The organism is Halobacteriovorax sp. GFR8 (assembly GCF_050955245.1).
In the GTDB taxonomy this organism is placed as follows: Bacteria; Bdellovibrionota; Bacteriovoracia; order Bacteriovoracales; family Bacteriovoracaceae; genus Halobacteriovorax_A.
In genome coordinates this window covers 165,819-192,363 of sequence record NZ_JBPBLR010000002.1, presented here as the reverse complement: position 1 = coordinate 192,363, position 26,545 = coordinate 165,819, and the positions used below count along the sequence as shown (strand labels likewise).

The 26,545-nt window shown below is 36.1% G+C and carries 26 protein-coding genes and 1 tRNA gene; 13 read left to right on the top strand and 14 right to left on the bottom strand.

Annotated features, from left to right (window positions below; genetic code table 11):
• Window positions 1-5: 5 nt before the first annotated feature.
• The 7 genes from ACRXC1_RS01575 to ACRXC1_RS01545 form a co-directional block, all read right to left on the bottom strand.
• A complete protein-coding gene (locus ACRXC1_RS01575) occupies window positions 6-401 on the bottom strand; it encodes a LexA family protein (protein WP_433655974.1) in 396 nt (131 codons plus the stop codon).
• 78 nt (window positions 402-479) lie between these two features.
• On the bottom strand, window positions 480-995 hold the full coding sequence (locus tag ACRXC1_RS01570) for a hypothetical protein (protein ID WP_021266190.1): 516 nt from the start codon (window positions 993-995) through the stop codon (window positions 480-482).
• 47 nt (window positions 996-1,042) lie between these two features.
• Complete coding sequence (locus ACRXC1_RS01565; RefSeq protein ID WP_433655971.1) at window positions 1,043-1,528, bottom strand: hypothetical protein; 486 nt, start codon at window positions 1,526-1,528, stop codon at window positions 1,043-1,045.
• Window positions 1,529-1,582: 54 nt separating this feature from the next.
• Complete coding sequence (locus tag ACRXC1_RS01560) at window positions 1,583-2,845, bottom strand: Glu/Leu/Phe/Val family dehydrogenase (protein WP_433655969.1); 1,263 nt, start codon at window positions 2,843-2,845, stop codon at window positions 1,583-1,585.
• A gap of 113 nt (window positions 2,846-2,958) precedes the next feature.
• Complete coding sequence (locus ACRXC1_RS01555; RefSeq protein ID WP_433655967.1) at window positions 2,959-3,777, bottom strand: hypothetical protein; 819 nt, start codon at window positions 3,775-3,777, stop codon at window positions 2,959-2,961.
• A 149-nt stretch (window positions 3,778-3,926) separates the two neighbouring features.
• On the bottom strand, window positions 3,927-4,808 hold the full coding sequence (locus ACRXC1_RS01550) for a ParB/RepB/Spo0J family partition protein (protein WP_392857661.1): 882 nt from the start codon (window positions 4,806-4,808) through the stop codon (window positions 3,927-3,929).
• Between the two features lie 107 nt (window positions 4,809-4,915).
• Window positions 4,916-5,689: a ParA family protein gene (locus tag ACRXC1_RS01545; RefSeq protein ID WP_021265854.1), complete on the bottom strand. Its 774-nt coding sequence runs from the start codon at window positions 5,687-5,689 to the stop codon at window positions 4,916-4,918.
• Between the two features lie 209 nt (window positions 5,690-5,898).
• On the opposite strand from ACRXC1_RS01545, the gene ACRXC1_RS01540 reads away from it, so the two are divergent.
• The 4 genes from ACRXC1_RS01540 to ACRXC1_RS01525 all read left to right on the top strand — a co-directional run bounded on the left by ACRXC1_RS01540 (window position 5,899) and on the right by ACRXC1_RS01525 (window position 9,613).
• Window positions 5,899-6,216: a rhodanese-like domain-containing protein gene (locus ACRXC1_RS01540; RefSeq protein WP_433655965.1), complete on the top strand. Its 318-nt coding sequence runs from the start codon at window positions 5,899-5,901 to the stop codon at window positions 6,214-6,216.
• Window positions 6,217-6,243: 27 nt separating this feature from the next.
• Window positions 6,244-7,350 carry a quinolinate synthase NadA gene (gene nadA, locus ACRXC1_RS01535; protein ID WP_433655963.1) on the top strand — a complete coding sequence of 369 codons (1,107 nt, stop codon included), beginning with the start codon at window positions 6,244-6,246 and terminating at the stop codon, window positions 7,348-7,350.
• Window positions 7,351-7,384: 34 nt separating this feature from the next.
• Entirely contained in the window at window positions 7,385-8,533 is a 1,149-nt protein-coding gene (locus ACRXC1_RS01530; RefSeq protein WP_433655961.1) for a cysteine desulfurase family protein, read from the top strand.
• Between the two features lie 108 nt (window positions 8,534-8,641).
• Window positions 8,642-9,613: a hypothetical protein gene (locus ACRXC1_RS01525; RefSeq protein WP_433655959.1), complete on the top strand. Its 972-nt coding sequence runs from the start codon at window positions 8,642-8,644 to the stop codon at window positions 9,611-9,613.
• Here ACRXC1_RS01525 and ACRXC1_RS01520 read toward each other — a convergent pair.
• Together ACRXC1_RS01520 and ACRXC1_RS01515 are read right to left on the bottom strand one after the other, a co-directional pair.
• Window positions 9,608-10,399, bottom strand: a complete 792-nt coding sequence (locus ACRXC1_RS01520; protein WP_392909919.1) for a hypothetical protein — start codon at window positions 10,397-10,399, stop codon at window positions 9,608-9,610. The genes ACRXC1_RS01525 and ACRXC1_RS01520 overlap by 6 nt on opposite strands.
• A complete protein-coding gene (locus ACRXC1_RS01515) occupies window positions 10,399-11,568 on the bottom strand; it encodes a hypothetical protein (RefSeq protein WP_433655957.1) in 1,170 nt (389 codons plus the stop codon). The genes ACRXC1_RS01520 and ACRXC1_RS01515 overlap by 1 nt, the downstream gene beginning before the upstream one ends.
• Window positions 11,569-11,649: 81 nt before the next feature.
• On the opposite strand from ACRXC1_RS01515, the gene ACRXC1_RS01510 reads away from it, so the two are divergent.
• Together ACRXC1_RS01510 and ACRXC1_RS01505 are read left to right on the top strand one after the other, a co-directional pair.
• Window positions 11,650-13,848 carry a hypothetical protein gene (locus ACRXC1_RS01510; RefSeq protein ID WP_392909916.1) on the top strand — a complete coding sequence of 733 codons (2,199 nt, stop codon included), beginning with the start codon at window positions 11,650-11,652 and terminating at the stop codon, window positions 13,846-13,848.
• Between the two features lie 14 nt (window positions 13,849-13,862).
• Window positions 13,863-14,948 (top strand): RluA family pseudouridine synthase, encoded by a 1,086-nt coding sequence (locus tag ACRXC1_RS01505; RefSeq protein WP_433655955.1) that lies wholly within the window; start codon window positions 13,863-13,865, stop codon window positions 14,946-14,948.
• Here ACRXC1_RS01505 and ACRXC1_RS01500 read toward each other — a convergent pair.
• Both ACRXC1_RS01500 and ACRXC1_RS01495 read right to left on the bottom strand, forming a co-directional pair.
• Window positions 14,911-15,639, bottom strand: a complete 729-nt coding sequence (locus ACRXC1_RS01500) for an HAD family hydrolase (protein WP_433655953.1) — start codon at window positions 15,637-15,639, stop codon at window positions 14,911-14,913. The two genes, ACRXC1_RS01505 and ACRXC1_RS01500, sit on opposite strands and share 38 nt — an antisense overlap.
• 71 nt (window positions 15,640-15,710) lie before the next feature.
• Complete coding sequence (locus ACRXC1_RS01495) at window positions 15,711-16,313, bottom strand: hypothetical protein (protein ID WP_103218817.1); 603 nt, start codon at window positions 16,311-16,313, stop codon at window positions 15,711-15,713.
• 162 nt (window positions 16,314-16,475) lie between these two features.
• Between ACRXC1_RS01495 and ACRXC1_RS01490 the strand changes: the two genes are divergently transcribed.
• Window positions 16,476-16,551: transfer RNA gene (locus ACRXC1_RS01490), tRNA-His, on the top strand.
• A 262-nt stretch (window positions 16,552-16,813) separates the two neighbouring features.
• Here the strand turns inward: ACRXC1_RS01490 and ACRXC1_RS01485 are convergent.
• Window positions 16,814-17,392, bottom strand: a complete 579-nt coding sequence (locus tag ACRXC1_RS01485) for a hypothetical protein (RefSeq protein ID WP_433655950.1) — start codon at window positions 17,390-17,392, stop codon at window positions 16,814-16,816.
• Between the two features lie 119 nt (window positions 17,393-17,511).
• Between ACRXC1_RS01485 and ACRXC1_RS01480 the strand changes: the two genes are divergently transcribed.
• The 5 genes from ACRXC1_RS01480 (at window position 17,512) to ACRXC1_RS01460 (ending at window position 21,713) form a co-directional block, all read left to right on the top strand.
• Entirely contained in the window at window positions 17,512-18,291 is a 780-nt protein-coding gene (locus ACRXC1_RS01480; RefSeq protein WP_433655948.1) for a DUF3825 domain-containing protein, read from the top strand.
• Window positions 18,292-18,555: 264 nt separating this feature from the next.
• Entirely contained in the window at window positions 18,556-19,371 is an 816-nt protein-coding gene (locus tag ACRXC1_RS01475) for a hypothetical protein (protein WP_433655947.1), read from the top strand.
• A 92-nt stretch (window positions 19,372-19,463) separates the two neighbouring features.
• A complete protein-coding gene (locus ACRXC1_RS01470; protein ID WP_433655945.1) occupies window positions 19,464-20,378 on the top strand; it encodes a hypothetical protein in 915 nt (304 codons plus the stop codon).
• A complete protein-coding gene (locus ACRXC1_RS01465) occupies window positions 20,375-20,590 on the top strand; it encodes a helix-turn-helix domain-containing protein (RefSeq protein WP_433655943.1) in 216 nt (71 codons plus the stop codon). Before ACRXC1_RS01470 ends, ACRXC1_RS01465 begins: the two co-directional genes overlap by 4 nt.
• Window positions 20,580-21,713 carry a tyrosine-type recombinase/integrase gene (locus ACRXC1_RS01460; protein ID WP_433655941.1) on the top strand — a complete coding sequence of 378 codons (1,134 nt, stop codon included), beginning with the start codon at window positions 20,580-20,582 and terminating at the stop codon, window positions 21,711-21,713. The genes ACRXC1_RS01465 and ACRXC1_RS01460 overlap by 11 nt, the downstream gene beginning before the upstream one ends.
• Window positions 21,714-22,124: 411 nt before the next feature.
• Here ACRXC1_RS01460 and ACRXC1_RS01455 read toward each other — a convergent pair whose 3' ends face one another.
• A complete protein-coding gene (locus ACRXC1_RS01455) occupies window positions 22,125-23,705 on the bottom strand; it encodes a hypothetical protein (protein WP_433655939.1) in 1,581 nt (526 codons plus the stop codon).
• Window positions 23,698-24,444 (bottom strand): TIGR02147 family protein, encoded by a 747-nt coding sequence (locus tag ACRXC1_RS01450; RefSeq protein ID WP_433655937.1) that lies wholly within the window; start codon window positions 24,442-24,444, stop codon window positions 23,698-23,700. The genes ACRXC1_RS01455 and ACRXC1_RS01450 overlap by 8 nt, the downstream gene beginning before the upstream one ends.
• A 479-nt stretch (window positions 24,445-24,923) precedes the next feature.
• Between ACRXC1_RS01450 and ACRXC1_RS01445 the strand changes: the two genes are divergently transcribed.
• Window positions 24,924-26,507 carry a C1 family peptidase gene (locus ACRXC1_RS01445; protein WP_433655936.1) on the top strand — a complete coding sequence of 528 codons (1,584 nt, stop codon included), beginning with the start codon at window positions 24,924-24,926 and terminating at the stop codon, window positions 26,505-26,507.
• Window positions 26,508-26,545 lie beyond the last annotated feature (38 nt).

Here is a 26,545-nt window from a genome sequence, read left to right as displayed (position 1 = left end):
GGCCCTCATAACTCTTTCATATCACGGGCCACGGCCACAATTGGCCCCCACACCAAGAAGTCCATCTCCTCAGAGATGGTAATGTCTCGATGCAGAGGATTGTGTGAGCGCAAAATGGTTTCCCCATCTTGTCTAATGAATCTCTTGCACAAGAACTCTCCGTCCAGATAAACCACGGCAACTCGACCACTCTTTACTTCTAAAGATCGATCGATAACCAGGACGTCACCGGGCATAATCAATGGCTCCATCGAGTCACCTTGTGCTTCAAAGAAAAATGTCGCAGAACGATTCTGTACAAAACGATCATCTAAAGATTGATAATTTTGTATGTGATCCTCACTGATTCCAAAGAGTCCACAATTTGCAATCGGTAGTTTTGCTCTAATTTTCTTTTCCATGAAAGTTAGTATAACTTACGCATAACTTACGCACAAGAAAAAGAATTACTTTCCTACACAGCAAATGATTACAGTAGCTTATGAAGCATCTGGAAACTTTATGATCTCATCAAGAGGAATAAAGTACGTAAGTCCTCGAAGGTCCTGAGTGTAGCTTGCAATTACTTTTAAACTCATGGCATCTAATCTTTCTAAGAAAGCCTGTGAAGTTTCATCAAATCGAAACGGCTCGATCTTTCCACGCGTTGAGATTCTTCCTGCACAAAGACAGTCATTTAAATTTTGTATAGGAAGGACCCCGGCCATCGACCAGTAAAGAATTAAAAGTGGTAACTCAAGCCATCGATAGAGTTCTTCTTTAGAACTTAAAGAGCCTAAAACCATATTATCATCAATGCAAAGAACATAGCGCTTCGGTGAGATCTTTAAGTTGTACTTCTTCGAGAGAAAAATAAATTTTTCTTTAATAGACTTTCCTTTTGGCCCAAGACCTACGATTTCAAGACCAGGTACTCCCTTTGAAGCATAACCATAAAGTTCTGTTAAATGTCCCTTACCTCCAAGAGGTAGAAGACCTAGCATTTGCTTGTGCATAATCCCTCCTATCACTAGGAGTGCAAGAGGTGTGAAAGAATCAGAAATTATAAATTACTAGAATTAGGGATCTTTGCTTTTGACTGATAAAAACATTTTAAATGAGGAGGATAAATTTCTAGAATCATCGCTGAAGATACTTCTAGGGAGTGAGCGAAATCTTTCTTTAAGTTCTCACAAGAGCCTTTAGCATCCTTACAAAACTTCTCGTACTTATTCTTACAAACCAGTTCGAGGATAACAGTATCAGAAAAGTGACAAGATACTTTACCGTCAACAAGATCAAAGCGAGCTTTTGTATAATTTAACTTTTTTGAAAACTTGGACTCACAGAATTTTGCTATTTCGAATTCTTTGCCCATGCAATCGATCTTAGTTGAGGAAGATTTGTTCATTAACATTGCATCTTTTACACCAAAGAATTCACACACCTTTGCGTAGCTGAAAACCTTGCGATCAGCGCCTGTAACAAGCTCACTAGTGACACTAGCGAGACAGCAGAATGTAAAAAGAAGTGTTGCAATATATTTCATAATAAAAAAAAAGCGCGTCCTAAAAAGGACGCGCCTCTGATTGTAGAATAAATATTAACCTGGGAAAAGACCTCTTAGTCTCATTGCTCTCTCTAGTCTTCTTAGAGCAGCAACAAAAGCAGCCTTTTTCATATCGATATCATATTTTTGGTGAGCTTCGTAAACATTCTCGAAAGCATCTTTTAAGATGTCGTGAAGTTTCTTGTTGATCTCAGAAAGATCCCAGAAGAAGTTCTGCAGACCTTGAACCCACTCGAAGTAAGAAACGATAACACCACCAGCGTTACAAAGAATATCTGGAACTAGGAATGAACCGTTCTTAGTTACGATATCAATTGCTGCTTTGTTAAGTGGACCGTTTGCACCTTCTGCAATGATCTTAGCTTTAACATTGTGAGCGTTCTTTTCAGTGATTACACCATCAATTGCAGCTGGAATTAGAATATCTACTTCAAGAGCAAAAAGTTCTTCGTTAGAAATCTTTTCAACACCTTCCATATCAGCAAGAAGCCCACCGTTTTTGGCCCAAGCAACTGCTTTTTCAATATCTAAACCATTTGGATCATAGATTGCACCTGAAACATCAGATACCGCAACAATCTTTGCACCCTGAGCACCAAGATCTTCGGCGGCAGGAACAGCAACTTTACCAAATCCATGAATTGCAACCGTTGTGTTTGTATCGATATTCATACCAATCTTCTTAGCAGCAAAGTTTACACAGAATGCAACACCTTTACCTGTAGCTTCACTACGCCCAAGAGAACCACCAACTGTAATTGGCTTACCAGTAACAACACCTGGTACAGTATAACCTTTAAGTTGAGAATATGTATCAAGCATCCAGGCCATTGTTTGTCCGTCAGTTCCAATATCTGGAGCTGGGATATCAATCGTTGGACCAATAATCATATTAATTTCAGTTGTGTATCTTCTCGTTAAACCTTGAAGTTCTTGACGAGAAAGTTTTGTTGGATCAACACAGATCCCACCTTTTGCTCCACCAAGAGGCAGACCAACAAGGGCACATTTAAAAGTCATAAGCATCGCAAGAGCTGCTGTTTCAGCAAGGTCTACACCTGGGTGAAAACGTACCCCACCTTTTCCAGGTCCAAGAGTCATGTTGTGCTGAACTCTGAATCCTTGAAAAGTCTTAACAGTACCGTCATCTAGACGAATAGGAACTGCAACTTGAAGTGCTCTTTTTGGGTGTTTAAGTCTGTCAGCAACGTTTGGGTCTAGTCCCATGATCGCTGAAGATTCTTCTAATTGCGCAATGGCATCCTGGTATAGTGGATTGTCTAGAAGATTGCTCATTTTTTAATAACTCCGTTAAGCGTGTAAAATAATGTCTAATTTACTTCAAATATAACGGATGAGCCAGCTTTTGCTTGAAGCAAAAGCTGACTTTTTTTGGCGAATTCGGTTAATTAGAAATTGAATGGTGCATGATAATTGACGCGAAACACATGATCAGCATTACTGCCACCAACCATATCGATTGAAGATGCTCTGGCCCTTAAATTATTTGTGAAGGCCTGTTCAACATATAATTCTACCGTTGTCCCGGCAGGGTTATAATCAATCGAAGCAATCGTACGATTCTCATTGAATTTTTTCTGTAATTGCATTGTCACGCCATCTGATAGAGAAAGGTGTGTGTTTGCATCAAGGTATGGATTTACAAATTTAATCGTTGCAAGGCCTTTTAAAACCTTTGCTCTAAACTTAACTTTAAAATTTGGAAGTAACTCAGCTTCTGAACTTGGAGAGAGTGTATCTTTCATATTTCCAACAGCGGCCATTGTAGAGCCTTTCTTTGCGGCCTTGATCGAACCAGAAATTCTCTTGTCGATATACCTTAAAAACTGCTTATTGAAGTAGCGTTTTCTCTCATCCATTGTTGAAAGACGATACATCGTTGTTGTTGAAAGATCCCAATTCTTTACGTATTCATCGCGCGCTTGAAGCTGCTGGTAGTGATTAGACATACGTTGAAGAACACCTGCTCTATCGTAAACAAAGACATAATCAAGAAATGTTTTATACTCTTCAGGTTTTGGTGTGTAGTCCACGTCTGCATAAAAGCTCTGTGGTGTACGGGCCTTGGCCTGGGCAACCTTAACTCTTGGATTGAATGACTTAAAGAGCGAAATATCATTTGCAGCTGCCTGAATTGTGAACACCAACAAACCAAATTGGATAATTTTTGAACAGTGTGTGTAGATTTTAGCCTTGTTTACCATCATAAGTCCCTTAAATTACGTTGAGTAATGTCTCTTCTGTATTATAACTTGCAATGGTGATGCCAAGAGTCAAACTTAGGCTAAGAAAATATAAAAGAAGAGCGAGGACTAGGCCTCGCTCTCTTAACTTTATTTAATTTAAAATCTGCTTACTACATATCGACGATATTTTGAGTTTCTTTTAGAAGTTGATTTAGAAGTGCTTGTGTTTCTTTATCAAGCTTTTTCGTTTTTGCTTGTGACTTAAGTGTTTTGATAAAAGCATTTGCCGTTAGTCCCTTAGGAACTTTAGGTGCCTTTTTAACTTTACCAGCTTTTAGAACACCACCATCTTTAATGGCCTTCTTAAGCTCAGCTCTCTTAGTTAGTTCACCTTTATAAAGCATCTTAGTCAGTTTAGTTTTTAGTGCACCTTTTTCAAGAGCATCAAGCTCAAGAAGAACATACTTTTCAATATTAAATGCTTTTGCCGCTTCCTTAATTTTCTTGCCCATTTTAGCAATCATTAGAGAACGGTGTACTTCTGATTTTGAAATACCAAGTGCAGCTTGGATCTTTCTTTCACTTGCTTTCGTTGCCTTTTGGTAATTTAAAATACCATCGGCCTTATCAATATAATGAAGCGCTTCCCTTGAAGAGTTTTCAGAGAATTGAATTGCCATTAATTCTTGTTCAGACTTCTTATCAAGAATGAAACAAGGACACTTCTCTTTATTAATAAGTGTCATGGCACGATAGCGTCTCTCACCACAAATAAGAACAAGTCTACCAAGTTTATCTTTGTGAAGAACAAGCGGTTGAATTAGACCGTTTTGTTTAATGTTTTCCGAAAGCTCTTTTAAAGAACTATCATTAAACTTAGTTCTTACTTGTTCTTTTACAACGATTTCTTTTAGAAAAACCTCATCAAGTTTCGCCCCCTGTAAAAGGCGGTCACCTGATAGTCTTTCAACTACTTTACTATCGAGACCTTCAGTTAGATCGATTGTCTTTCTTTTTCTTTTAGAAACTCTTGGAGCAAAGTCTTTTGCCATAAATTCCTCTTCCCTATGTTGAGACTGTTTTCCTTTAAAGAGGGCCAGTCACACACACATGGCCCCTTTAAAAGCGAAACACATCCGTGTGTCTCAAAAATTATAGATTATAGATTTAATGATTCCCAAAGTGCTGTGTAATCACCGCGACCACGAGACTTTTTCCCCATCTTACAGATAGGTCTTCTTAATGAAATTGATTCTTGCATTTGAACAAGATTTCTAATTGGTGGCGTAATATTGAAAGACTGAGCAAGTTCTTCAAGTCTTTGTCTTTCAATCTTTCTTCTTGTATTTACCATTGATGGAATAATCGAGAACTCAAGAGCTGGGTTCTCTGTTTCTTTGATAATTTCAAAAGTATCCATTAACTCTTCTAGACCATCAATTGAGTAGTCTTGAGCCTGAGTAGGAATAAGAATCTTATTAGAAGCAACTAGTGCCATAATAAGTTCATCACCAAGCATTGGAGGAGTATCAATTACAACGTAATCAAACATTCCTTGCGCTTGCTCAAGTCTAAGTCTCATCAGCCTTTCCTTACGACCAGCTTCTTTTCTAATCTCACCCTCTGAAAGGATTAGCAGTTTAGAAAGGTTGGCCATATGACGACTTGATGGAATTACAGTGATATTCTTATGTAATTTTCCCTTACCTTCTGACGGAACCATAACGTCTTCAATTGTAACGTCACCGATTAACCACTCAGGAATAAGAGTTCTGTGAATTTGTAGATTAAAAGTTGAACTTAGATTGGCCTGTGAATCTAGGTCAATAACAAGCACTTTGTTCCCTTTATTAGCTAAGTGTGTCGCTAATTGGTAGCACTGCATTGTTTTTCCAACACCACCCTTGTTATTTGCAACCGTAATAACTTCCATGTAAGCTCCCTCGGTCATCCCTTTGACCGTAATAAAAGACTATCTATATAAAATGTTAAGAAAACTATCACGCAACGTCAAATACCTGATAAAACATTTTTTTTAACTTAGCGCAACACGAACTGGAATCAATTTTAAGGATGTTCAGGTGACAGGTTGGCCAGAATGTTTTAAATTCCAAAACGTCAATTATATAAGGAGATGACACGATGATTAACTTTATGGAAGTTGGTGAATTAAAAGATTTAATGGACAAGAATACAGACCTAATCTTAGTAGATTGTCGCGAACAAGATGAGTGGAATGCTGGCCATATTGATGGTGCCATCTTTATTCCTCTATCTGATTTCGCAAATCAATTTGGAAGTCACCTATCTGATAAGTCAAAAAAGATCGTTGTTCAGTGCCGCAGTGGAAAGAGAAGCTTAACAGCATGTCAATTTCTACTAGAAGAAGGTTTTGAAGACCTATACAACCTTGAAGGCGGAATTCTTGCTTGGGGCGATAGCGGTTACCCAATCAAATAATTAATTTAAAATCGAGAAGGAAGAAATATGTTAGATCTATTCGGAAAAGAAGAAGTTCACCGTCCGTTAATTTCTCAAGAGGAATTATCAGATGAAGAAGTGCTAGTTGAGTTAAGAAAGATCAAAGAAGAACTTAAGAATCAAGTTGTGGTTCTTGGTCACCACTATCAACAAGATGATGTTATTGAGTTTGCAGACTATAAAGGAGACTCGCTTAAGCTTGCCCAAGATGCTGCCAAACTTGATAAAGACTATATCATTTTCTGTGGCGTCCACTTTATGGCCGAAACTGCTGATATGCTAACTTCTGAAGATCAACATGTAATCCTTCCTGATATGCAAGCGGGATGTTCAATGGCCGACATGGCAAATCGTGAAGAGATTGATAAGGCATGGGCCTTCATGCAACGATCAACTAACGATAAGATCATCCCAATCACCTATATCAACTGTGCGGCAACCTTAAAGTCATTTGTTGGTGAAAACGATGGAACAATTTGTACTTCTTCGAATGCTCATAACATTATTAAGTGGGCCTTTGATCAAGGACAAAAACTTCTTTTCTTTCCAGATCAACATCTAGGTCGCAACACTTGTTTTGACCTTGGTATCCCACTAGAAGATATGGTTGTGTACAACCCAAATATGCTCAATGGTGGACTTACAGCCGAGCAAATCGATAAAGCAAAAGTAATTCTTTGGTACGGATTCTGTTCTGTTCACCAAGGCTTTACAGCAACTCAAGTTGAACAAATTAAAAAAGATAAACCTGATACAACTGTTATCGTTCACCCAGAGTGTAACTTTGATGTTGTTCAGGCGGCTCACGATAACGGATCGACTGCCTACATCATTAATAAAATTAAAGATGCGCCAGCTGGTTCTAAATTTGCCGTTGGTACTGAAATCAACCTTGTAAACAGATTAGCGAACGATTTCCCTGATAAAGAAATTACTTCACTGTCACCTTACCAGTGTTTGTGTACAACAATGTATCGAGTAAGACCTCGTTGGCTACTTGCCAGCTTTAGAGCAATTAAGGAAAATAAACCTATAAACATAATTAAAGTAGACGAAAAAACAAAAGAGTACTCATTAAAAGCACTTAACAAGATGCTTGAGCTGAGTAAGTAATAGGTTTAATACACAAGAAAAGAAGAGGGACAACATGCAAGAGATTTACGCTGATTACAATGGAAGTGCTCCAATTTGTAATGAAGTTAAAGAGTATATTATCAACCGACTTAATAAGGGACCATTTGCTAACCCAAATGCAACTCACCACGTCGGAACTCGCGTAAAAGTTGCTATGGAGAATGCCCGCTCAGTTTGTGCCAAGCTTTTAGGAGCACATATGAGTCAGCTAGTTTTTAACTCTGGCTCTACCGAAGGGATCTCAACTGTTTTTCAATCTGTTCTTTTAAATAATCCAAAAAAGAAAATTATCATCTCAGGAATTGAGCATTCAGCGGTAAGCAACAATGCTCAGTTCTATGCAGAGAATTTTGGTTGCGAAGTATATACACTTCAAACAAAACCTAATGGTATCGTTGATATTGAAGATCTTATCAACCATATCGACGATAACACGGCCCTTGTTGCTGTTATGGCAGCAAATAATGAAACTGGTGTTATCCAACCATATAACGACATTGCAAAAATCTGCCAGGAACAAGGTGTCCCTTACCTTTGTGACACGACTCAATTTGTAGGAAAGACTTGCTTCAATTTTGAAGAGTCAGGTATTGATTATGCAGTCGTAGCTGGTCACAAAATTGGTGGTATGACTGGTTCAGGTATTCTAATTGCTAAAGACCCTACAACTTTAAAGCCACTTATCATTGGTGGTGGTCAAGAAAAAGGTCTACGTGGTGGAACGCAAAACTACTTAGGAAATGAAACTCTTGCAGTAGCACTTACTTATTCAATGAATAACCTACAAAAGCACGATGCTATTAATAGTAAACGTGAAGAGTTTGAAAAAAATATAAAAGCTAAATTTCCACAAGTTGTTATCATTGGAGAAGAAGCGCCAAGACTTTCTTCGACAACTTATCTTTCATACCCAGGAATCCACGGGCAGGCCGTTCAGATGGAGCTTGAGTCAGAAGGAATCTATGTAACAACTTCATCAGCATGTTCTGACAATAACCCTCAGACATCAAAAGTTCTTAAGGCCATGGGAGTAGCTGACGATATTGGTCGTGGCGTAGTGAGAATTTCTTTAGGGCTATGTAACGATCCGGCCCTCTATGATAGAATTGAAAATGCACTTACAATTGCATATGAAAAACTATCAAAAATTAAAAGCTACTAAGGCTTGAGAAGTTACTAGAACTTGAAAAAAAACAAACTACTAATATCTATATTGATACTTATCGGCGCTATCACTTCATGTAGTGATAGCTCTCGAAAGTATAGCTATATGAAAGCCGATAAAAGCTTTCTATCGAAGAACGACTCTGACACAATTTACTTTGCTTACACATCTAGTTTGAATTCAGAAGTAGAGTCTCATAATGATGAGCTAATTGTTTCATCTAAAATTCAATTTGGTGGAGATGCTCTTCTTTACAAGTTTATCTCGGCCCTAAGAGAAAAGCTTAACAATCTTGTGTTAATTGACGGCGGGCAGGTATTAGAAAAGGAATATGACCTCGCCGGTGAGTTAATTCTCAATCAGATGGCCAACTTTAATTACGATGCCATCCTCTTATCTGATCATGAGCTTATCAATTTCAAAAATAACCTACTTCCACAAGAGCTTCCATTTGTGAACTCTAATCTTATCTCTCTCGATACAAATTCAGCATTTACTCAATATGGAAACCAAGAATATATCATTAAGGAGATTGGAGGTATTAAAGTTGGAATTATAGGGCTGACACCATATAAGCCTAAACTTAAAAAAGAAGATGGCCTTGAAGGGATACTATTTGACGATATCGTCGCTAGGGTGATTGAAATAAAAAAACAACTTCGAGGAAAAACTGATCTAAATATTGCTCTCCTACACTCTCACACTGCATGCAGCGATAAGATTGATTATAAGTTTAAGAATTGCTCTCTTGATAAAGAAGCGACAAAGGAGATTCTTAAACGCCTTCCACCAGATGCTTTTGATTTGATTTTTACAGGAAATAGTTTTGAGCCTCATATGCAAGTGGCGGGCTACCCAATAATCTCAAACCTTGGGCATGGTGAATTTATCACTCTCGTTAAGTTTAATAAGAAAACAAAGGAAGTAAAAGCAGAACAGATTAGAGTTTGTTCTCACTTCTATCAGGCAGTTGATAGTTGCTATATTGATCCCGAAGATATTGATGCAATTAAGAAAGTAAGAAAATCTCGTCTAAAACTTAAGCCTGCTACTGTTTTTGGCAAAGAAATCTTATAAGCAAATTAGAATTCCCTCATCATTACAGAATGTACTAAGTCCTGGAGAGCAAAAGCCTGCTGGAGACCCATTGAAACAAAGAGATGGGAGCTTTGTATCAAGAACCTTATAGCCACGTGGACAGGCCGGTTGATTCTTTGTTCCACACTTATCCTTACCACAATACTTACTTCCACCTTGTGCACAATTGAAGTCGACTACTTCAAAACTGCCATCCTCACAAAGATCACACTTATACTTCACCACATCCTTGCACTCAATATTAACACCATGGCAAAGGGTTCCACTTTTTAATATTTTAGTTTTTAAATGCTCCAAACCACCATTAACGTAGACATTATCGAAGAAAGATTTCTTTAATTGATTATTAAAAGGCGTAAACTTCTTTGGGACTGAATGATTAAGTAGAGGATAATTAAAACTCTCTCCGTCAATGATAAGACTAAGCTTTATCTTTTCTTGTACATGAAGATTCATTTTAAAATCTTTAATTCCTGCTTTGGAAAAAATGGCATCCCCACTAAAACTACACTTTCCTGCTTCTCTTTTTGTAATTCGAGACTCTCCAAGAGATTTATTAAATGGCGTTTTATAGAAGTAACAGTACTTGTTAAACGTAAAAAGAAGAAGCCACGTATTCTTAGGCTCATAAACTCCCTTACTGCCTTGATAGAGTTCATTCATTTCAAAATTCGTTGTAAAGGCCAACTCATTTGCAAAGTCAAACTTCTCTTGCTGACACGAAACAAGGCTCAGTAGAATAAATAAACTTAGAATAAGCTTCATTACAATGTCCTCATGCAACGGAAGGCAATCTTATATTCAGGGCCAATCTCTTTAGAAATAAAGGGATCAAATGCAATATTATTAAGACCAAAACCTTCTCCATCCCAATAGCCTCGCATCCCCGTTTGATGTGCTTTTTGATGCCAACTAAAATAGAATGAAGCTAATTTAATATTCTCACTTGGATGAATAATATTTCTTAAATACTCAAGTGGACCACCAAAAACTTCATAAACTCCGGCCCAAGAAACATTTCTGCTATCTTTTTGAATATAATTTAGATCAAGGCATTCACTTGAATAATCTTTTTCACAAAGCTTCAACCTTTCTTCATTTGTGATCTCATCGATATGAAAATCTTTCATGCGTTGAATTTCATTTAAGAGTGTTTTTGTATTCTTTCTCTCCCATGGATAAAAAGGAGCTCTTAAGTATTTTGTTGTCGTATCATTAAGATCTTCAGGATGAATTGAAATAGCATCAAAGACGCGTGCACTTAAAATTGATTTTCCTTGAAATGAACAATAAGCTTCCATCTCATCAATTGATAAACCGTAGGCATAAGAGTACTTATTCCTCTCTTTTATTTTATTGGCCGCTTGCTGGGCCAACTTGTGTTTAGAAGCTTTTGCCCAATTTAGAACTTCCCAATTTTGAACATGGTATTTATCAACAAAGATATTACGATTGAAGTTATCCCATGAAATTGTCACATCTCTCTTATTTGCTAAGAATGGATAGTATCTTTGTGGAACGTAAACTTCCTGACAACTATCGACAAAGCTAAGCTTGAGATCTTCATTAAAGCCTTCGGCCTTTACCGTATAATCATAGTAACGATAACTAGGCATCTGATGGTAGCGATAACTTCCCTTCATCGTAATTGGTACTAATTTCTTATTAATATGGACATTGACGAGTTTCTTTTCGAGTAAGCAGGCCATATACTCCGGAAAACATTGGTAGTACTGGTCATCGACGTAGCTGAGTTTCTTACACATCCCCTCTTTATCAAGGTGTGCATTCTCCCATTCAAACTTCAATGTTTTAACAATTTCGATAATTTCTTCGTTTGAAAGCTTAGGCCCTGACTTCTCATTCGTAAAAAGCCAATACCCGAGTCCAATGCTCAGAATAAGAATGGAAGTAAAGATTATTTTTTTAAACATTTCTCACTTATATGTAACACCCAATCAATGGTAAAATTATAACTAGAAATCCCTTATGTTAAAAGGATTCAAAGGAAGATTATGGATTGGTTAGATAGTTTAAATGATTTAGAAGTTAACGGAAATGAAACAATGTCATTTTTTGACTACTACGAACTCTTCAAGAAGTTTCCAGACAGAGAACTTAGACCAACATCGGCATATCTTCAAGATATGGTGGACTACTTTGGGCGTGATGAACAAGGACATCTCAATGTTTTTCAAAAGGATGATCAAGATGCACCAGCAGTTTTTGGCCAATATAAAATCGAAGAAAAAATAATTGAACAACTGAGAAACTTCGCTGAAGAAGGTTTTAATAATAAATTTCTTTTACTTGTTGGACCAAATGGTTCTTCAAAAAGCTCGCTTGTTAAACGTCTAATGAAAGGCGCAGAAGATTATTCTAAAACAGATGAAGGTGCTCTTTATACTTTCAGTTGGATCTTCCCTATTAATACTGTGGTAAAAGGAAATCTTGGGCTCAACCAAACTCACTCTTCTGTTAACTTAAGCTCATATGCTTTATTAGAAGATAAAGATATCTCGGCCATCTTGGCATCTGAGTTAAAAGATCACCCACTTCTTCTTATTCCAAAAGAAGTAAGAAAAGATCTCATTCACTCTGCATTTAATGATCAGCCAGAGAAATTAGAAGAAATTGAAAAATCATATCTTGTACGTGGTGACCTTTCAAAAAGAAATCGTATGATCTACGATGCACTTTTAAAGAACTACAAAGGGAAGCATGAAGAAGTTTTAAAGCATATTCGTGTTGAGCGCTATACAGTTTCTCGTCGCTACTCACGTAGTGCCGTGACTATTGAGCCACAACTTCATGTCGATGCGAAGATGCAACAGATCACAATGGATCAAAGACTTGCCTCTCTTCCTCCTTCACTACAGTCACTGAATCTATTTCAAATGTCAGGTGAAACGATTCACGCAAACCGCGGAATCTTAGAATACTCAGACCTACTAAAGAGACCTCTTGATACTTTTAAATACCTTCTTATGACGATGGAATCTGGATCAATCAATTTAGGTGGGATTTTAACAGAGCTTGATATTTTCTTTATTGGAACATCAAATGAAGTTCACTTAACAGCATTTAAACAACACCCTGACTTTAATTCATTTAAAGGACGATTTACATTTATTCGCGTTCCTTACCTACTCGACTATAAGTGCGAGATGGATATCTATAAGAAGCAAATCGATAGTATTAAGGATCGTACTCGCTTTGAGCCAGGTTCACTTTCGGCCATTGCTAAATTTTCAGTAATGACACGCATTCGCTCATGTATGAGTAAGCACTATGAAGACAATAAAAAGCTTTCAGCAATTGTGACAACTCTTAATCCTCTTGAGAAATGTGCACTTTACTCAAGTGATCGCCAGCTTCCTTCTCACCTGAATGTTGAAGAAGCACAACTTCTAAAACACAATATCTCAAAAGTTGAATCTGAGTTTGAATTCGATAATCTTTATGAAGGTAAATTTGGTATTTCACCTCGTGATATTAAGAATATGATTTATCGCCTTGCGGATTTAAATAAAGATATTACATTCATTGAGGTTCTTGATTACTTCAAAAGAATTATAAATAAGAAGTCTGAGTATGATTTCTTAAACATGTCTGCTCACGGTGATTACCATAACCCTCAAAAATTTATCGAACTAATTAATGAAGATTGCCTCGATCAATTTGATCGTCAGCTAAGAGGATGTCTAGGTCTTGTTGATGATCGTTCGTATGAAGACTACCTCAAAAAGTATATACAAAATATCAACGCTCAGATTAAGAATGAAAAAATTAAAAATGAAGTCACTGGAAAATATGAAGAAGGTGACACTTATTTTATTAAAGAATTTGAAAATAATATTTCTTTAAAGGAAGACCCAGCAACATTCCGTTCACATCTTATCTCAAAACTAGGTGCTTGGTACTTAGATAATCCTGGCCAACAAGTTGATTATATTAAAATTTTCCCTGACGTCGTGGATCGTCTAAAAGAATCATTTAGACAAGAACAAGAGAAGGTTATTAAGAATATTTCTAAGAACTTAGTCTACTTTGAAGCGGAAAAAAGTGGAAAGGATGTTCAAGGCCACATTCCTTTAAAAGAAGATATTAAGAAAGAGATTCAACACATTCTTGATAACCTTCAAAAGACTTATGGTTATTCACAGAACGGATCATTTGCGCTAATAAAGTATCTAATTAAAGAAAGATATTAATACTTTATTAGATTATGGCCATTCTCAATAAGAAATTTACAACGCAAGTATATGAAGTCACATACTATGTTGAGGAAACTCAGCATGGTATGAGGCTAGATCAATATTTGCAAATCTATCTCGAGACTTGGTCGCGCCAAGAAGTAAAAAAACGTATCAAAGCCGGCGATGTGCAAATCATTGGCCGCCCAGGAAAGCACCGCCCTTCTACAACTCTCCACTACAAAGAAAGAATCTTCTTTAAGATAGAAAGAACAACGCAAGAAGATGAATACTGGCGTGGTGAACTTATTGAATTAGACGAAAAACCAGAGATTATCTTTGAAGACAAAGAGCTTATTGTTATGAATAAGCCTCCTTATATGGCATGCCACCCTACTGGGCGCCACCTCTTCTACTGTGCAACAGTTATGTTTGAAGAGAAGTATGAAAAAACCATTCACTCAATTCACAGACTTGATCGCGAGACCTCAGGTGTCATGATGCTTGGAAAAGAGCCTCAGATTGCAAACCTAATGGGTGAAGAATTTATCCATGACCGCGTGAAAAAGTGTTACTTCTTCATTGCCAAAGCAAATGAAGATTATAATGGAGAAATCGAATTCTATTCTGACGAGCGTCTTGGTGCCTCAGAAGAAGGACTAAAGAGAGTCTACATCGACTCTTACCCTGAAGACTCTCATGAAGGTAAACACGCCTACACAGACTTTAAGGTTCTTTATAAAGAAGGCGACTATGTCATTGGCCTGGCCTTTCCACAAACGGGACGCCAGCACCAAATTAGAGTCCACGCAATGCTAAGAGGACTCCCCCTCGTTGGAGATAAACTCTATCTAGGTTCTTTTGAAATGTTTCAACGCTTTAAAGATAACCTAGCAAGTCCTGAAGAATATGATCTAATGGAACATAATCGTCACTGCCTTCATGCAATTGGATTAAAGCTCCACTATAAGGGTGAGGATCGCATGTATATCTCTTCACTACCAAAAGATTTCATTCCTTTAATCAAAGAGAGATTTACAACTCCTGTGGACGAGATTGAATCGACTGTAAAAGGTGCCGCTAAAGATTATTTTTCAGGTAGCTTAAAACCCCGCTAGGCCCAGCATTCTCTTCTCCCTCAAGAATAACATGAGGCTTAACTGCAAGCTTATCAAGAACTGATTTGATATTTGAAACACCGATTGATGTCTTCACTTTATCAAACATTGATTGATCATTTAGACTATCGCCAAAGTAAATTGCATCTTCGGCCATATTTAAATTTGGATAGAATTTATTAAAAAGAACTTTCGTTGCATTTGCTTTTGAAAGGTTTCCACACCAGAAATTTAGGTGCACATTTGATGTTGAGTAATTGATTCCCTCTTCATCCATAAGATGACAAATTTCATTTTTAAATTTTTCATCTTGAAGATCACAAAGTTCAATCGCTCGATCTGCAACTCTTCCTAACGAATCACTTGTTAAATAAAGATCTGGATACTTTTCCTTAAGCTTTATACAAAAGGCTTCAAGCTTGGCCAACTCACTTTCAGGAACAAGAAATTCATTTTGAATAAGACCGGCCTCATCACGCCAACTTATTGCCCCCCCACCTTCTGAGATAACAATAGGAAGTGCAGTAAAGTGAGTGATAAGAAAGTGTGCCCAAGAAATAGAGCGACCTGTAACAATGACAAAAGGGACCTTCTTCTCGTCAGCTATTTTTAAAATATCAAAAAGTTCACGACTCATTTCTGTGTGGTGAGTAAGTGTTCCATCAAAGTCTGAGAGAATAATTTTTGTCATTGGATTGCCCTGTTAATTAAAAAGGCGACTCTTAGGCCGCCTTATTAGTTATATATAATTTCTGAAAGATATTATAGTGGAAACGAAACACCAGCAAGGAATGCTGTGAATGAGTCCTTAAGTCCTACTTGAACTTCCATTGTTCCGTTTAGGTGTTTGAAACCTTCAATTGGAAGCTGTCCGTTGATACCAGTATTAAGACTGATCGTTGTATCATAAGTCTTAGTGTCACCATTTAGAGAAAGTCCTACAGGTAGTGAAGCATATGGATAAGCTTCTTTACCCCAGAAAGAAAATCCCTTAGTGATAGTTGGTGCCATTGAGATTTTTGTAATACCTTGGTCAAACTCAGTTGAACGCTCAAGAATCCCTTTCACAGAAACTCTTGGTTGTTGCATGTAATCTGGATAGATTTCATAGTCAGCACCAACAAATAGTCTTTGTGAACGCTCACCACCTGAGATACCAATCCCACCGTCTACGATTAATTTTTCATCTAGTTTTTGAGTGTAGCGAACTTGCATCCCCATTCCGCCCTTATCAGACGTAATTCCAGTAAGTTCTGTTGCAATTTGCTTACTTCCACTAAGCATTGGCATTGTTGATTGACCAATCCCGTACGCGAAAATTGAAGCCTGTGAAAGCATCATTAGTGATAGAAATACCTTTTTCATATATCCTTCCTAGTTTTTTGGTAACTTCACTAATCATTTTAATGCCTTGGGGCATTTATATGCAAGATATTCCTAGGACGCTTCGCACAAACCTTACACATTATGCAATTAACTGTTGACTCATAAGGCCCAAGCATTTATAAATAATTCCACATTCTTATGGTGACCGTAGTTCAGTTGGTAGAGCGCCAGATTGTGATTCTGGTTGTCGTGGGTTCGAGCCCCATCGGTCACCCCATTAAAAAAGCCCTTGTTTCAAACGAGGGCTTTTTTATTTCTAAGTAATTAAAACTAAATACAAATGAAGTCATAAGTAACATATTCAAGATTCTCTTGTATCTTTCAGATTATTTCTTAGGAATGGTCAATTATTGACTGACTTATGACTGACTATATTTTATCTACTTTTGTCTACTTTAGAGAAATAAGACTACCAGACAGCTTCGATGAGTTATAAAAATCTTGAAATCGAATTAGGCTTCAAATTTCATTAAATATTTTTAAATCTCTTCTAAATTAGAACTCTCTATTCTATTTTTTAATACTTTTGCTGGTGCTCTAAGCTTACTAATAGACTTTCTCATATTACCAGTAAGTTGCGAAACATTCTGCTTTACAGCTTGTCCAGCTTGACTTGACCTTGTACGATCTTCATTTTCATACAGAAAAAGCATATCATCCAATGCACTTAACATATCTTTAGATACAAGAATTGTCTTTTTAAGCTCCCGATTCTTTTCGCTTTTCTCACTTAACTTTTCTTTGAGAGTCTTCCTTTTTCCAATTGAACCTCCATGGTCTTTTAAGAAGAATACTACTTGTGTCTTAAAACTATCAAACCATGCTAAAAATAGATCCAGTGAAAATACTATGACTAAATATCCAAAAGTAAAAAGAATAGGCCATTTTAAATTTAATTTCGACGCGAGAATGTATTCGTTCACAAAGCTAATTTTATCATTAGCACTATTCAGCGAGAGCAGAAAAATCACCAGGGGATAATTAAAAATAATAAAAAATGATGTATATACTCCAATAACAGGATGTTTAAAACGTTGAAAAAATCCACTAAAAGGCATAAGAGCCTCTCCTTTATCAAAATATTAATATTGGCTATATACTTAATCCTTAACTAAATTAAAACAAATTTAATTAAGAAATTCTTTAATTTGTCGATAAATAGAACTCAGGAGGCACAATGGGAGAAAAAAGAAGCAGACTATTTAAGTACTGTTGGTTTAAAGATCATGATGGTTCTATTAATGAACTAGCAAATCTTGCTATGAAAGAAAACTGGGTATCATACACCAACGAAGATAAAGAAAGAGAAAAAAAATTAGTACTAATAAACTATATTGATCATACTTTTCAAAGACTATCATATGAAAAGAAAATTATTGAGAGCACTTGTGGTCAGTATGCGTGCTTCAACACTGGATTATGTACAGACAATCAAGAAGATATTTATGCATTCTTAAATAAGAACAAACACCAGAAAGCGACAATACCTTGGTATTTTATTGGTTTTAAAAAGTCTAGCGACAGGGACCTTACGAAATTTAGTAAACTTCCAGACAGAGCTCATTATTTTGATGACCCCTCAGAACTACTCTATGATACAAGAATTGACCTAAGATATAACGCAGACCATATTATCGATGACAACTTTAACCGGTTCCCAGAGGCTCTCAAGCAACAAGATAAGCATATGCTAATAAACATCCTTGAAGGTGCCATTAATGACTCAAAGAGACGAGTAGAGAGAAACTATAAAACCGCTATTCCACAGTTCTATCACAATAAGATACAATTGCTACTTCCACTTTGCTTGATACAAAAAGGTAAAGCAGACTTGGCCCTAGTGGTTGAAAAGCAAGACTCTGGAGTATATCTAGCCTCAACAATTTTAACCCTAACAATGGCATATAATAATGCAAGGCTTATTGCAAAGCCAGATGATGAGTGGCTAAGGTCTTGATATTACACAAATTATGCACATTTTCTATTTATATGGTGAAAATTTTTCAACTTTAACTTGAAACTAACCGATACGTGATATAATAATATTACATTGCTGGTTGGATTTCCTTCCAGTATCATAAAGGTGTTAAACCATAGATTTTTTTGATTATAGAGCCCCCGCTTAGCGGGGGTTTTTTTATGAATATACACTATAATCTTTTCCCTTATTCTATACAACTCAAGTAATTTCAACTAGTTTTGTTTAAAACGAGGCTTACGTATGCAAAAAGGGAAATATTTCAAACTAAAAGAAACCATAACCAATGGTAATTACAAGGATTTCATAAGAGACTGCTTACATAAAGAAATACCCCTGTATGCATTCACATCTCAGATTTCTGACATGTTCGCCTATGAGCCTGAAGTAACAATATTCACAAACTCATCAAATGATTTCTATTCTAGGGACATAGGAGAGATAATTGACCTATGGGATCACGACTATTACGAAGTTATGCCTTCAGTCTTGGCAAGCATTGTTCACGAAGATCTTGAAGAGATAGGAGTCACTAGCACCGAAGGGGATATTAACGATCTTGTCTTTTACACAACACCACACAACTTTATTTTAAAGAATAGCTCTACTGAAGATAGGTGTGGAGGTTCTCCAATTAACCAAAATACATTAAACACTGGAAAACCATCCCCCTATAAAGTTGAAGATATCTATATTAATTTTGATGATATCTCCAAAATAGACCTGCCAGGAGAAGATTATCCAAATCCAAAGACAGATAAAGAAGTTATTCCTACTCCTCCTAAGGGGACTATTGAGTCATTTAAAAATACAAGAAGTGATGAAAAGCTAAAGCTACTATACGAAGCGATTATACATCAACTCATTCAAGATATTGAAACAGGGAACACATCTCAATATCAAGCTACTAGCTCTAACAAGTTTCAAAACAAAAAGCTTGCTGAAGAAATTGTTGATAGATCTATATTTTATTTTAATTCTGAGCCGTATCAAGCAAACACAGTTGCTGACAAAATAAGCGTCATTAGAAAGAAGATCTTCCCTTTCAAGGGAGAATAATCCCGATTTTTCAAAAAAACCTTAAGAAATCTCCGATTTAAAAAAATATCGGTTTTTTTCTCTGTATTTAATTTCTACCAAACGGGGGAATAATGAATACAGATTCTATATTAAGCAGAAAACTAACGTCAGAATTAATCACTAAATTTTACTATGCAGGCTTCTATGACAAGATAACACTTGATGCCAGGCCATTAAATATTAACAAGAATCAAATCAAGAAGAGATTAGATCAACTAGGAATATTCTGTGAGGATGGATCTTTTAGAGGAGGAGGAACGAGGCTAGCAATTAAAACCTTCAATGATGACTTGATACTAGCTAGATATAACTACTCCACTAAGATTATTAGCCAATTTATCTTAAACCCCAGCTCATACTCTAATTACAATGAATTTATACAAGACGTATCTATATATTTAGTGGATATCGAGAAACTAGAGAGCCTTAGAATAATTAGACTTGATAAAACTGTAGATTATTCACTCGATATAAATACATTAGTAGCTGGTCTTTCAATTAAAAACAAAAGGGCCATAAAAGGATATGAATTCAGATCAGGAAGATTAGAGGGCTTTGAACTTGGTAAATACCCAGAGGTAGCTAAAGTATATAATCGACAAAAGAAGGCAAAACTCTCCGTACCGTGTACAAGAATAGAATTTTGTTGCCAGCGAAATAAGATAGAGTTTGAGAACCTAGGAGAAATGAAGAATAAATGGCTTTCAGATTACTTTGATAAAACCTTTGAATGCATAAAACTATCTGAAATAACTATTAAAAACGAATACATTTTGATGCCTAATAGAAAAATAAAAGAACTAAAAACTTTTTTAAGTAAGGTTCCCTATTTTTTCACCAAAACAATTTTAAACAAAAATAGAAATTTCAATAGAGATTATCTTCCATATTTGAATATTGAAGAATGGGCTGCACAACCAACTCTAATATTCAACACAGGAGTACGTAGTTTTTTCAAAAGTAATGCAACGGAGGGGATTGTATGACACAAGATAATACGCTCTTTAACAATAGAATATGGTTTACAACGAAAGAGGCAGCTACCTACTTACGAGTAACAGAAAATGCTCTTAGGATTATTGCTTCAAGAGAAAAGATACCTAGATACAAACTAGGAAAAAGATCTGTCAGATACAAGATTGAGGATTTGAATAGGCTTTTGACTCCAGTAAGAAGGAGAATTAAAAATGTCTATTAAAGAGATAACCGTAAATAATAAAAAAGCATATTTAATTAGAGTACAAATAAGGTCTAAAGTTTTTAGTCACTTAAGGGTACAAAAACAGATTACAGTAAAAGGTAAAAATGTCTCTCTCAACAAAGCGAAACAAAAAGAGAGAGAACTTCAGATAATTTGCTATGAAGCTTTAAAAAAGAAAGAAGGCAATGATATCTCATTTAAGGATGCTCTAAATAAATGGTATGAATATAAATACAGAGAAGGCACAGCAACGACGGAGACTATCAACGATTATTATAGCGCACTAATCAAGTGGTCATTTACGATTCATAATGTACCTTGTAATGAAATCAATACCTCAGATATTAAAGCAATTTTAAGATACCAAAAGAATGAAGGAATTTCTCGTAGCTTTAGAAGAAAGTATAAATCAATGGTGAATAATGTATTCAAATGGGCGATTGAGGAAGGTTATCTTCACCATACAAACAAATCTCCTGCAATTGGAATTAAGCTTGAAAGAGTCGAAGAGAAGAAACCTGAGATACTTACTTTGAAACAAACGAGAGAGCTTCTAAATGCTGCTAAAACACTTGAGCATCCCTGGTATCCTGTTTGGGCCTTTGCCGTTCTAACTGGCGCTAGAAATGGTGAACTATATGCACTAGAAAAGAGTGATATAGACCTTGAAAATAATAGAATTATTATTTCTAAATCATTTAACAATAGACGTGGCGAAACCAAGTCAACAAAAGCAGGTTACTATAGATCAATACCTATTAATTGTGAGCTTAAGAAGCTCATATTAGAGCTTTATAACCAGTTCCCTGAATCCAACTATGTTCTACCTAGACTACCAGGTTGGAGAAAAGGTAGACAGGCCATTATACTTAGAAGGTTTTTAGTTGGAATAGGCTTACCAAGTGTTAAGTTTCATACATTAAGAGCTTGTTTTGCTACTCTACTACTTCAGCAAAATATTGCACCAGCTATCATTATGAAAGTATGTGGCTGGCAAGACCTAAAAACAATGGAACGTTACGTAAGACTAGCAGGTGTTGATGAGCAAGGTGTTACAGATAATTTAAAGCTTTTACCAATAGATCAAATATCAAGCGTTATAAGCCTGAGATCAGTCTAAGGAGATTACAACCAAACAACTAAACTGTTAAAATTATTGAATACGTGGCGAACACCCCATTAAAAAAGCCTTCCTTTTGCGAAGGCTTTTTTTATTCTTGAAATTCAAATTCATGCACACAGAGTGACCGAATGGGGCGAGAAGCGAACGAGCGCGCGACAGCGAAGAGCTGGCCTGGACGGCCAGCGGAAGCGAGTGAGTCGGCGACGATTGCTTGAGCGTGATGCGAAAGCATGAGGAGGAGCCCCTGCACCTCTACCATACTCGTCTCAAGCCACTACTCGGGCTTTTTTTTTATATGTGGAGAATGATTGGGTTTTGTAGCAACGACAAAGTCGTGGGTGGCCCTCACGATGAAGGTCCCCCGCGAGGCCACGATGGCCGCAAAGCGGGGTCTCCAACTCTGCATACCTAGTAACAACCTTCAATAAAATTCTCATTCTCATTAAGACAAAATCTATAATATGGTTTCCAATTGATTGTTCGGCCATCCACCATCTTGAAGTTAAATGAACCAAAGTTTTCATGGATAGCTGACGCTATTTTACCGTTATCATGAAACTTAATTTCACCATCCAAAACAATTTCCTTCCCTTGTAGAACAGTTTCCATGCTATCAATGCGTCCACTTATTAAATTACCTAGATCGTTGAACTCTATTTGCCCAGTAAACTCAAACGATCTGTCTGCTAAGCCTACATTGATAGCAGACTCAGTTATCACTAACTTTGCAATCTCATCCTCGTGAAAAATAACTTCGCTTAAGGTTTCAAATGAAACGCCATTAAACTCAAGATCCCTAGCTTCTCCAAAATCTATTTTTTTATAACTAAGGTTTGTCTCTGAGCTAAATGAGTTAACGGGGTTCCACTTATTTTGAAAAAATAAGAGCCCACCGGCTCCATCAGAAGAAGATGAGCAAGAAAAATCAACGACCTTCCCCATTAAGATTTCTAGCTTTATTTCTCTTTTTCCAGAACATATTAGATTCGTTGACGATAAATTTAAATTTACTTCACCATCTGTATTAATATTTTTTAAGTTACCATTTTTATTAAATACTATTCTCCAAATGTCTCCATTCAGTATTACCAAATCAAGATCATTTATTTTAAACTTCAATGGGTTATTTACAGAAAAGTATCCCACTTCCTTTACCTGCGAATTCTTATAGAATGAGATCGTCTGAGCAGGAAAGTTTATCTCATTACTCCCTATCTTTATTTTTTGATTCTCTTTGTAAGATTCTGCATATCCACTTTTCAATTTTAAATCATTATAAAATGTTAAACTATTTTCTCTTCTAGTACCGTTCTTCCAAGAAAAGAGCGAGAAAGTTACTCCATGTGCATCGAAATGACGAAAGTCAATTGACTTAATTAGCTCAACATAATCTCTCAGCGATTGGGATGAGAAACTATTCGTACTCAAACGAGCGTTAAAATACCTTGCAGAAATAGAATTCGTGTGGCCAGAAATGTTTACAGCTTCTCGAAGAATTAATTCATGCAAAATAGCTGAAGCCTTAGAAGTATTATCCATCAAGTCCCATAATTTTTTATCTATGGTATATCTTTTTTGACCTGGAAACCTTGGAGTCCTTTGAACAATAACTTGCTCCAAAGAACATGAGGCAGGTATTCGACCATCAATAGTGTCAGGAACATCAATTAAATTATCTAAAGTGAATTCGGTTTCAGAGTAAAATGAGTTGAACCAATTTCGGTACAATTTTTTTCGGCTCGGATTTATATCTTCAAGTCGATTTAATGCTAGATCAATCTTTTTTTCAACACTTAATGTCTCGGCTCCAAGATCAATATTTAATCCATAAACAGCTTTAGCCTCATATAGGTCATAAAATTGCACATAGGTCTTTCCATCTGTCTTAGTGCACAGTACACCATCTCCACCATTTCCTGTCTCATGCCCTGCATACACCGCACTTGATGTGATAATAGACAAAAATAATAATAAAATCTTTTTATTCATTTTCGATCTCCTTACGCTTCCTACTTAAAGGGAATAATTGAACTGACAATTTATAAACTTCTTTTTTACTTCCTGTTTCGAGTTTCTTAGACAATCGTTTTCGAAACGACTTAATCATCTTTTTTGCCTCTTCGATATTGGAGGGATCGATGGCCATTGTAACGGTTGAAAAATCCCTCTCTTCAATTGGATCATTAATAACAGAATTCATAGCGAGTTCTAGAGTTTGAACTGTATGATTCTTTAATGAAACATTTAAGATATCTGTAGGTGTTTTATATTGGATGCCTGATGCTTTATAGCTTCCATCTTTGTTTTCAACTAACATCTCAAGTTTTATAAGCCTATCTAGAGCGAGCTTTGCTTCTCTCCGTGAAATATTTAATCTCTTGGATATCCATTCAGGCTGTGCTTTAAAATTTGGAATTTCGGCCAAAGATAGAATCGCAAAGTAATACCAATCAGAAATGGCCTTAAAATAATCCAGTGACAAATTAGATTCTTCTTTAGCTCTTGAGCCTGACAATATTTTCTCCGACTCGATAGGATTCACTCCAAGCCCTAACAAAATCTTTTGTCCCATATTTTTTGTAATCGATCTTTTTCCGTTTAATATCTCAGATAAGGCTGAAACTTGAATGCCTAACCTATTAGAATAAGCTCTCAGCGAATAAGATGGATTCTTTGCCCTAGCATTTGCAAATTCATTTGAAAGTCTTTCTATAATCTCGTTTTGCATAAGAAGATTTTTGCAGATAAAAAATAGAACAACAACAGATTTTAGAACAAAGTGTTCTGTTCAACTTTTAGAACACTAAAATATTGTTAAATCATTTTCCATTACATATTATTCCTTGTCACAGCAGGATGTGACGCTCCCCCTTTTTTGACACCCTCTTTTCCAGGTGGTCGTGTAGCCACATTGCTCCAAGTCGAGAATAAAGGCGAAAATAGGCTTGGAAAACAGCAAGTTAGGTCAGAGGACCTTGTGGTACACCTAGTAGCGTTTGGAGTATTTTTGTCTAACTTTTACACAGTCGTCAAATTCACAACGCTTTATACAACAAACTATCCATAACTCGTTAATACTTCACTTATCAAGGAAGTGGTTTTTTTCAAAAGCTGGCCCAGAACTTGCTTTTAAATTACAAAATAAAACCATACCTTCAAAAGGATATTATAATCAAAAACTTGCTCGCTTTATTTACAGTTTTTTCTTTGCAGTTATTTGTTATTAATTTAGCAAACGCAGCTGTAGATATGTCCTTAGTGCCGAATACTGTGGACTTAAGTAATATTCAGTCTTCAGTTAAGAATCAAGGGAATCGAGGTGCATGTACATTTTTTAGCGCTACATCCCTATTGGAAAGTGAAATAATAAAACAACATAATATTGAGATTAATATCTCAGAGCAGTTTATGATTTTTGCTGTAAAAAACTATGACAGATATGGAGTATTAGAAGAAGGCTCTAGTGTCGTTAAAAATCTTCAAGCTGCCAAAAAGTATGGAATCACATACGAATCTGATTCGCCTTATCAACAAAGCTGGCTTTCACCTGGTATGCCTTGCTCACAAGACTCATATAGTGCATCATCTAATTACGAATGCTACCACCATAATAGTAGTGTCGATGGCGATAGAATTATTTCATTAAGTGACAATATTGAAATCTATGATATAGACGACTATAGTACGAAAAGATCAGACTTAATTACTTCATATCTAGCTAAAAACAAGCGTCCTGTTTCAGTTAATATTGTGATTAATGATGAGATCATGCTCAACTCTGTGAAGGGCAAGATTGAATACAATAAAAGTCTAAGTAATGAGTGCAATGTTGTTAATCAGTGTTTTGCTCACTCCATTGTGATTACGGGTTATAACCTTAAGGATCAAACTTTCAAATTTAAAAATAGTTATGGAAAAAACTGGGGTAACAATGGTTATGGAACAATTGCCTTTGAATATATCAACAAACTCTATGGCGCGCCTCAAATAACAGCGGTAAGGCTAAAAGAAAAAGTAAAGCTTATTAAGCAGATAAAATCAGAAGATATATCTCCTAAAGCCTCATTAACAACAGATATAAGCTTTGATGGTAATGATATAAATGTACAAATTGATGGAAAGGTAGAGTATTTACCAAAATCACAATTTAAAATTCAGGTTGCAATTGCAAGACTCAACGACAACAGTGCACCAACAATCGTTAAGCACAATAATAAGTTTATTAATTCATTTCAATATGCAACAACTGATAATAATGGAAGCCTTGATTTAGACGAAGTCAAAATGATCAGCTTTAAAAATGTAAGAAAGGAGCTTACTAATTTAAATGAAAAACTCTATCTATTCACTATGATTAACAAAGTTGATGATATTGAAGATGTTAATATTGAATACACTTCCAGTGAACTTACTTTCCCTGCTTATATAGAAAGATTTAAGGACTGCTCTGAGGCATCTAAAAAAGGATATAATCCGGACAAACAATTATGTCTAGATCGATTTAAGGGAAACTATACATTTGAAGAATGCCTAAATCATGCAACTCTATTTGAAGTTATATATATGAGTAAGGTCGCCAATTGTTTTAAAGAATTCAAGGAGCAATCTAATTTTAAACAATGTAGTAGTATCATTAGTTCGGTTCCTAAAAGCCTAGATCAAGTCACTCAACTGGATAATTGCAAAAGTATTTATAAGGGAGAATACAGCTCGTATGAATGTTCTAGAGCAGCGAGTTTAATATATAACGACTACGATAGAAACCAACAAAAAAGAATATGTAATCTCTAACTTTAATCAGACCATTCTAATTTAAAGAAGTACTACGT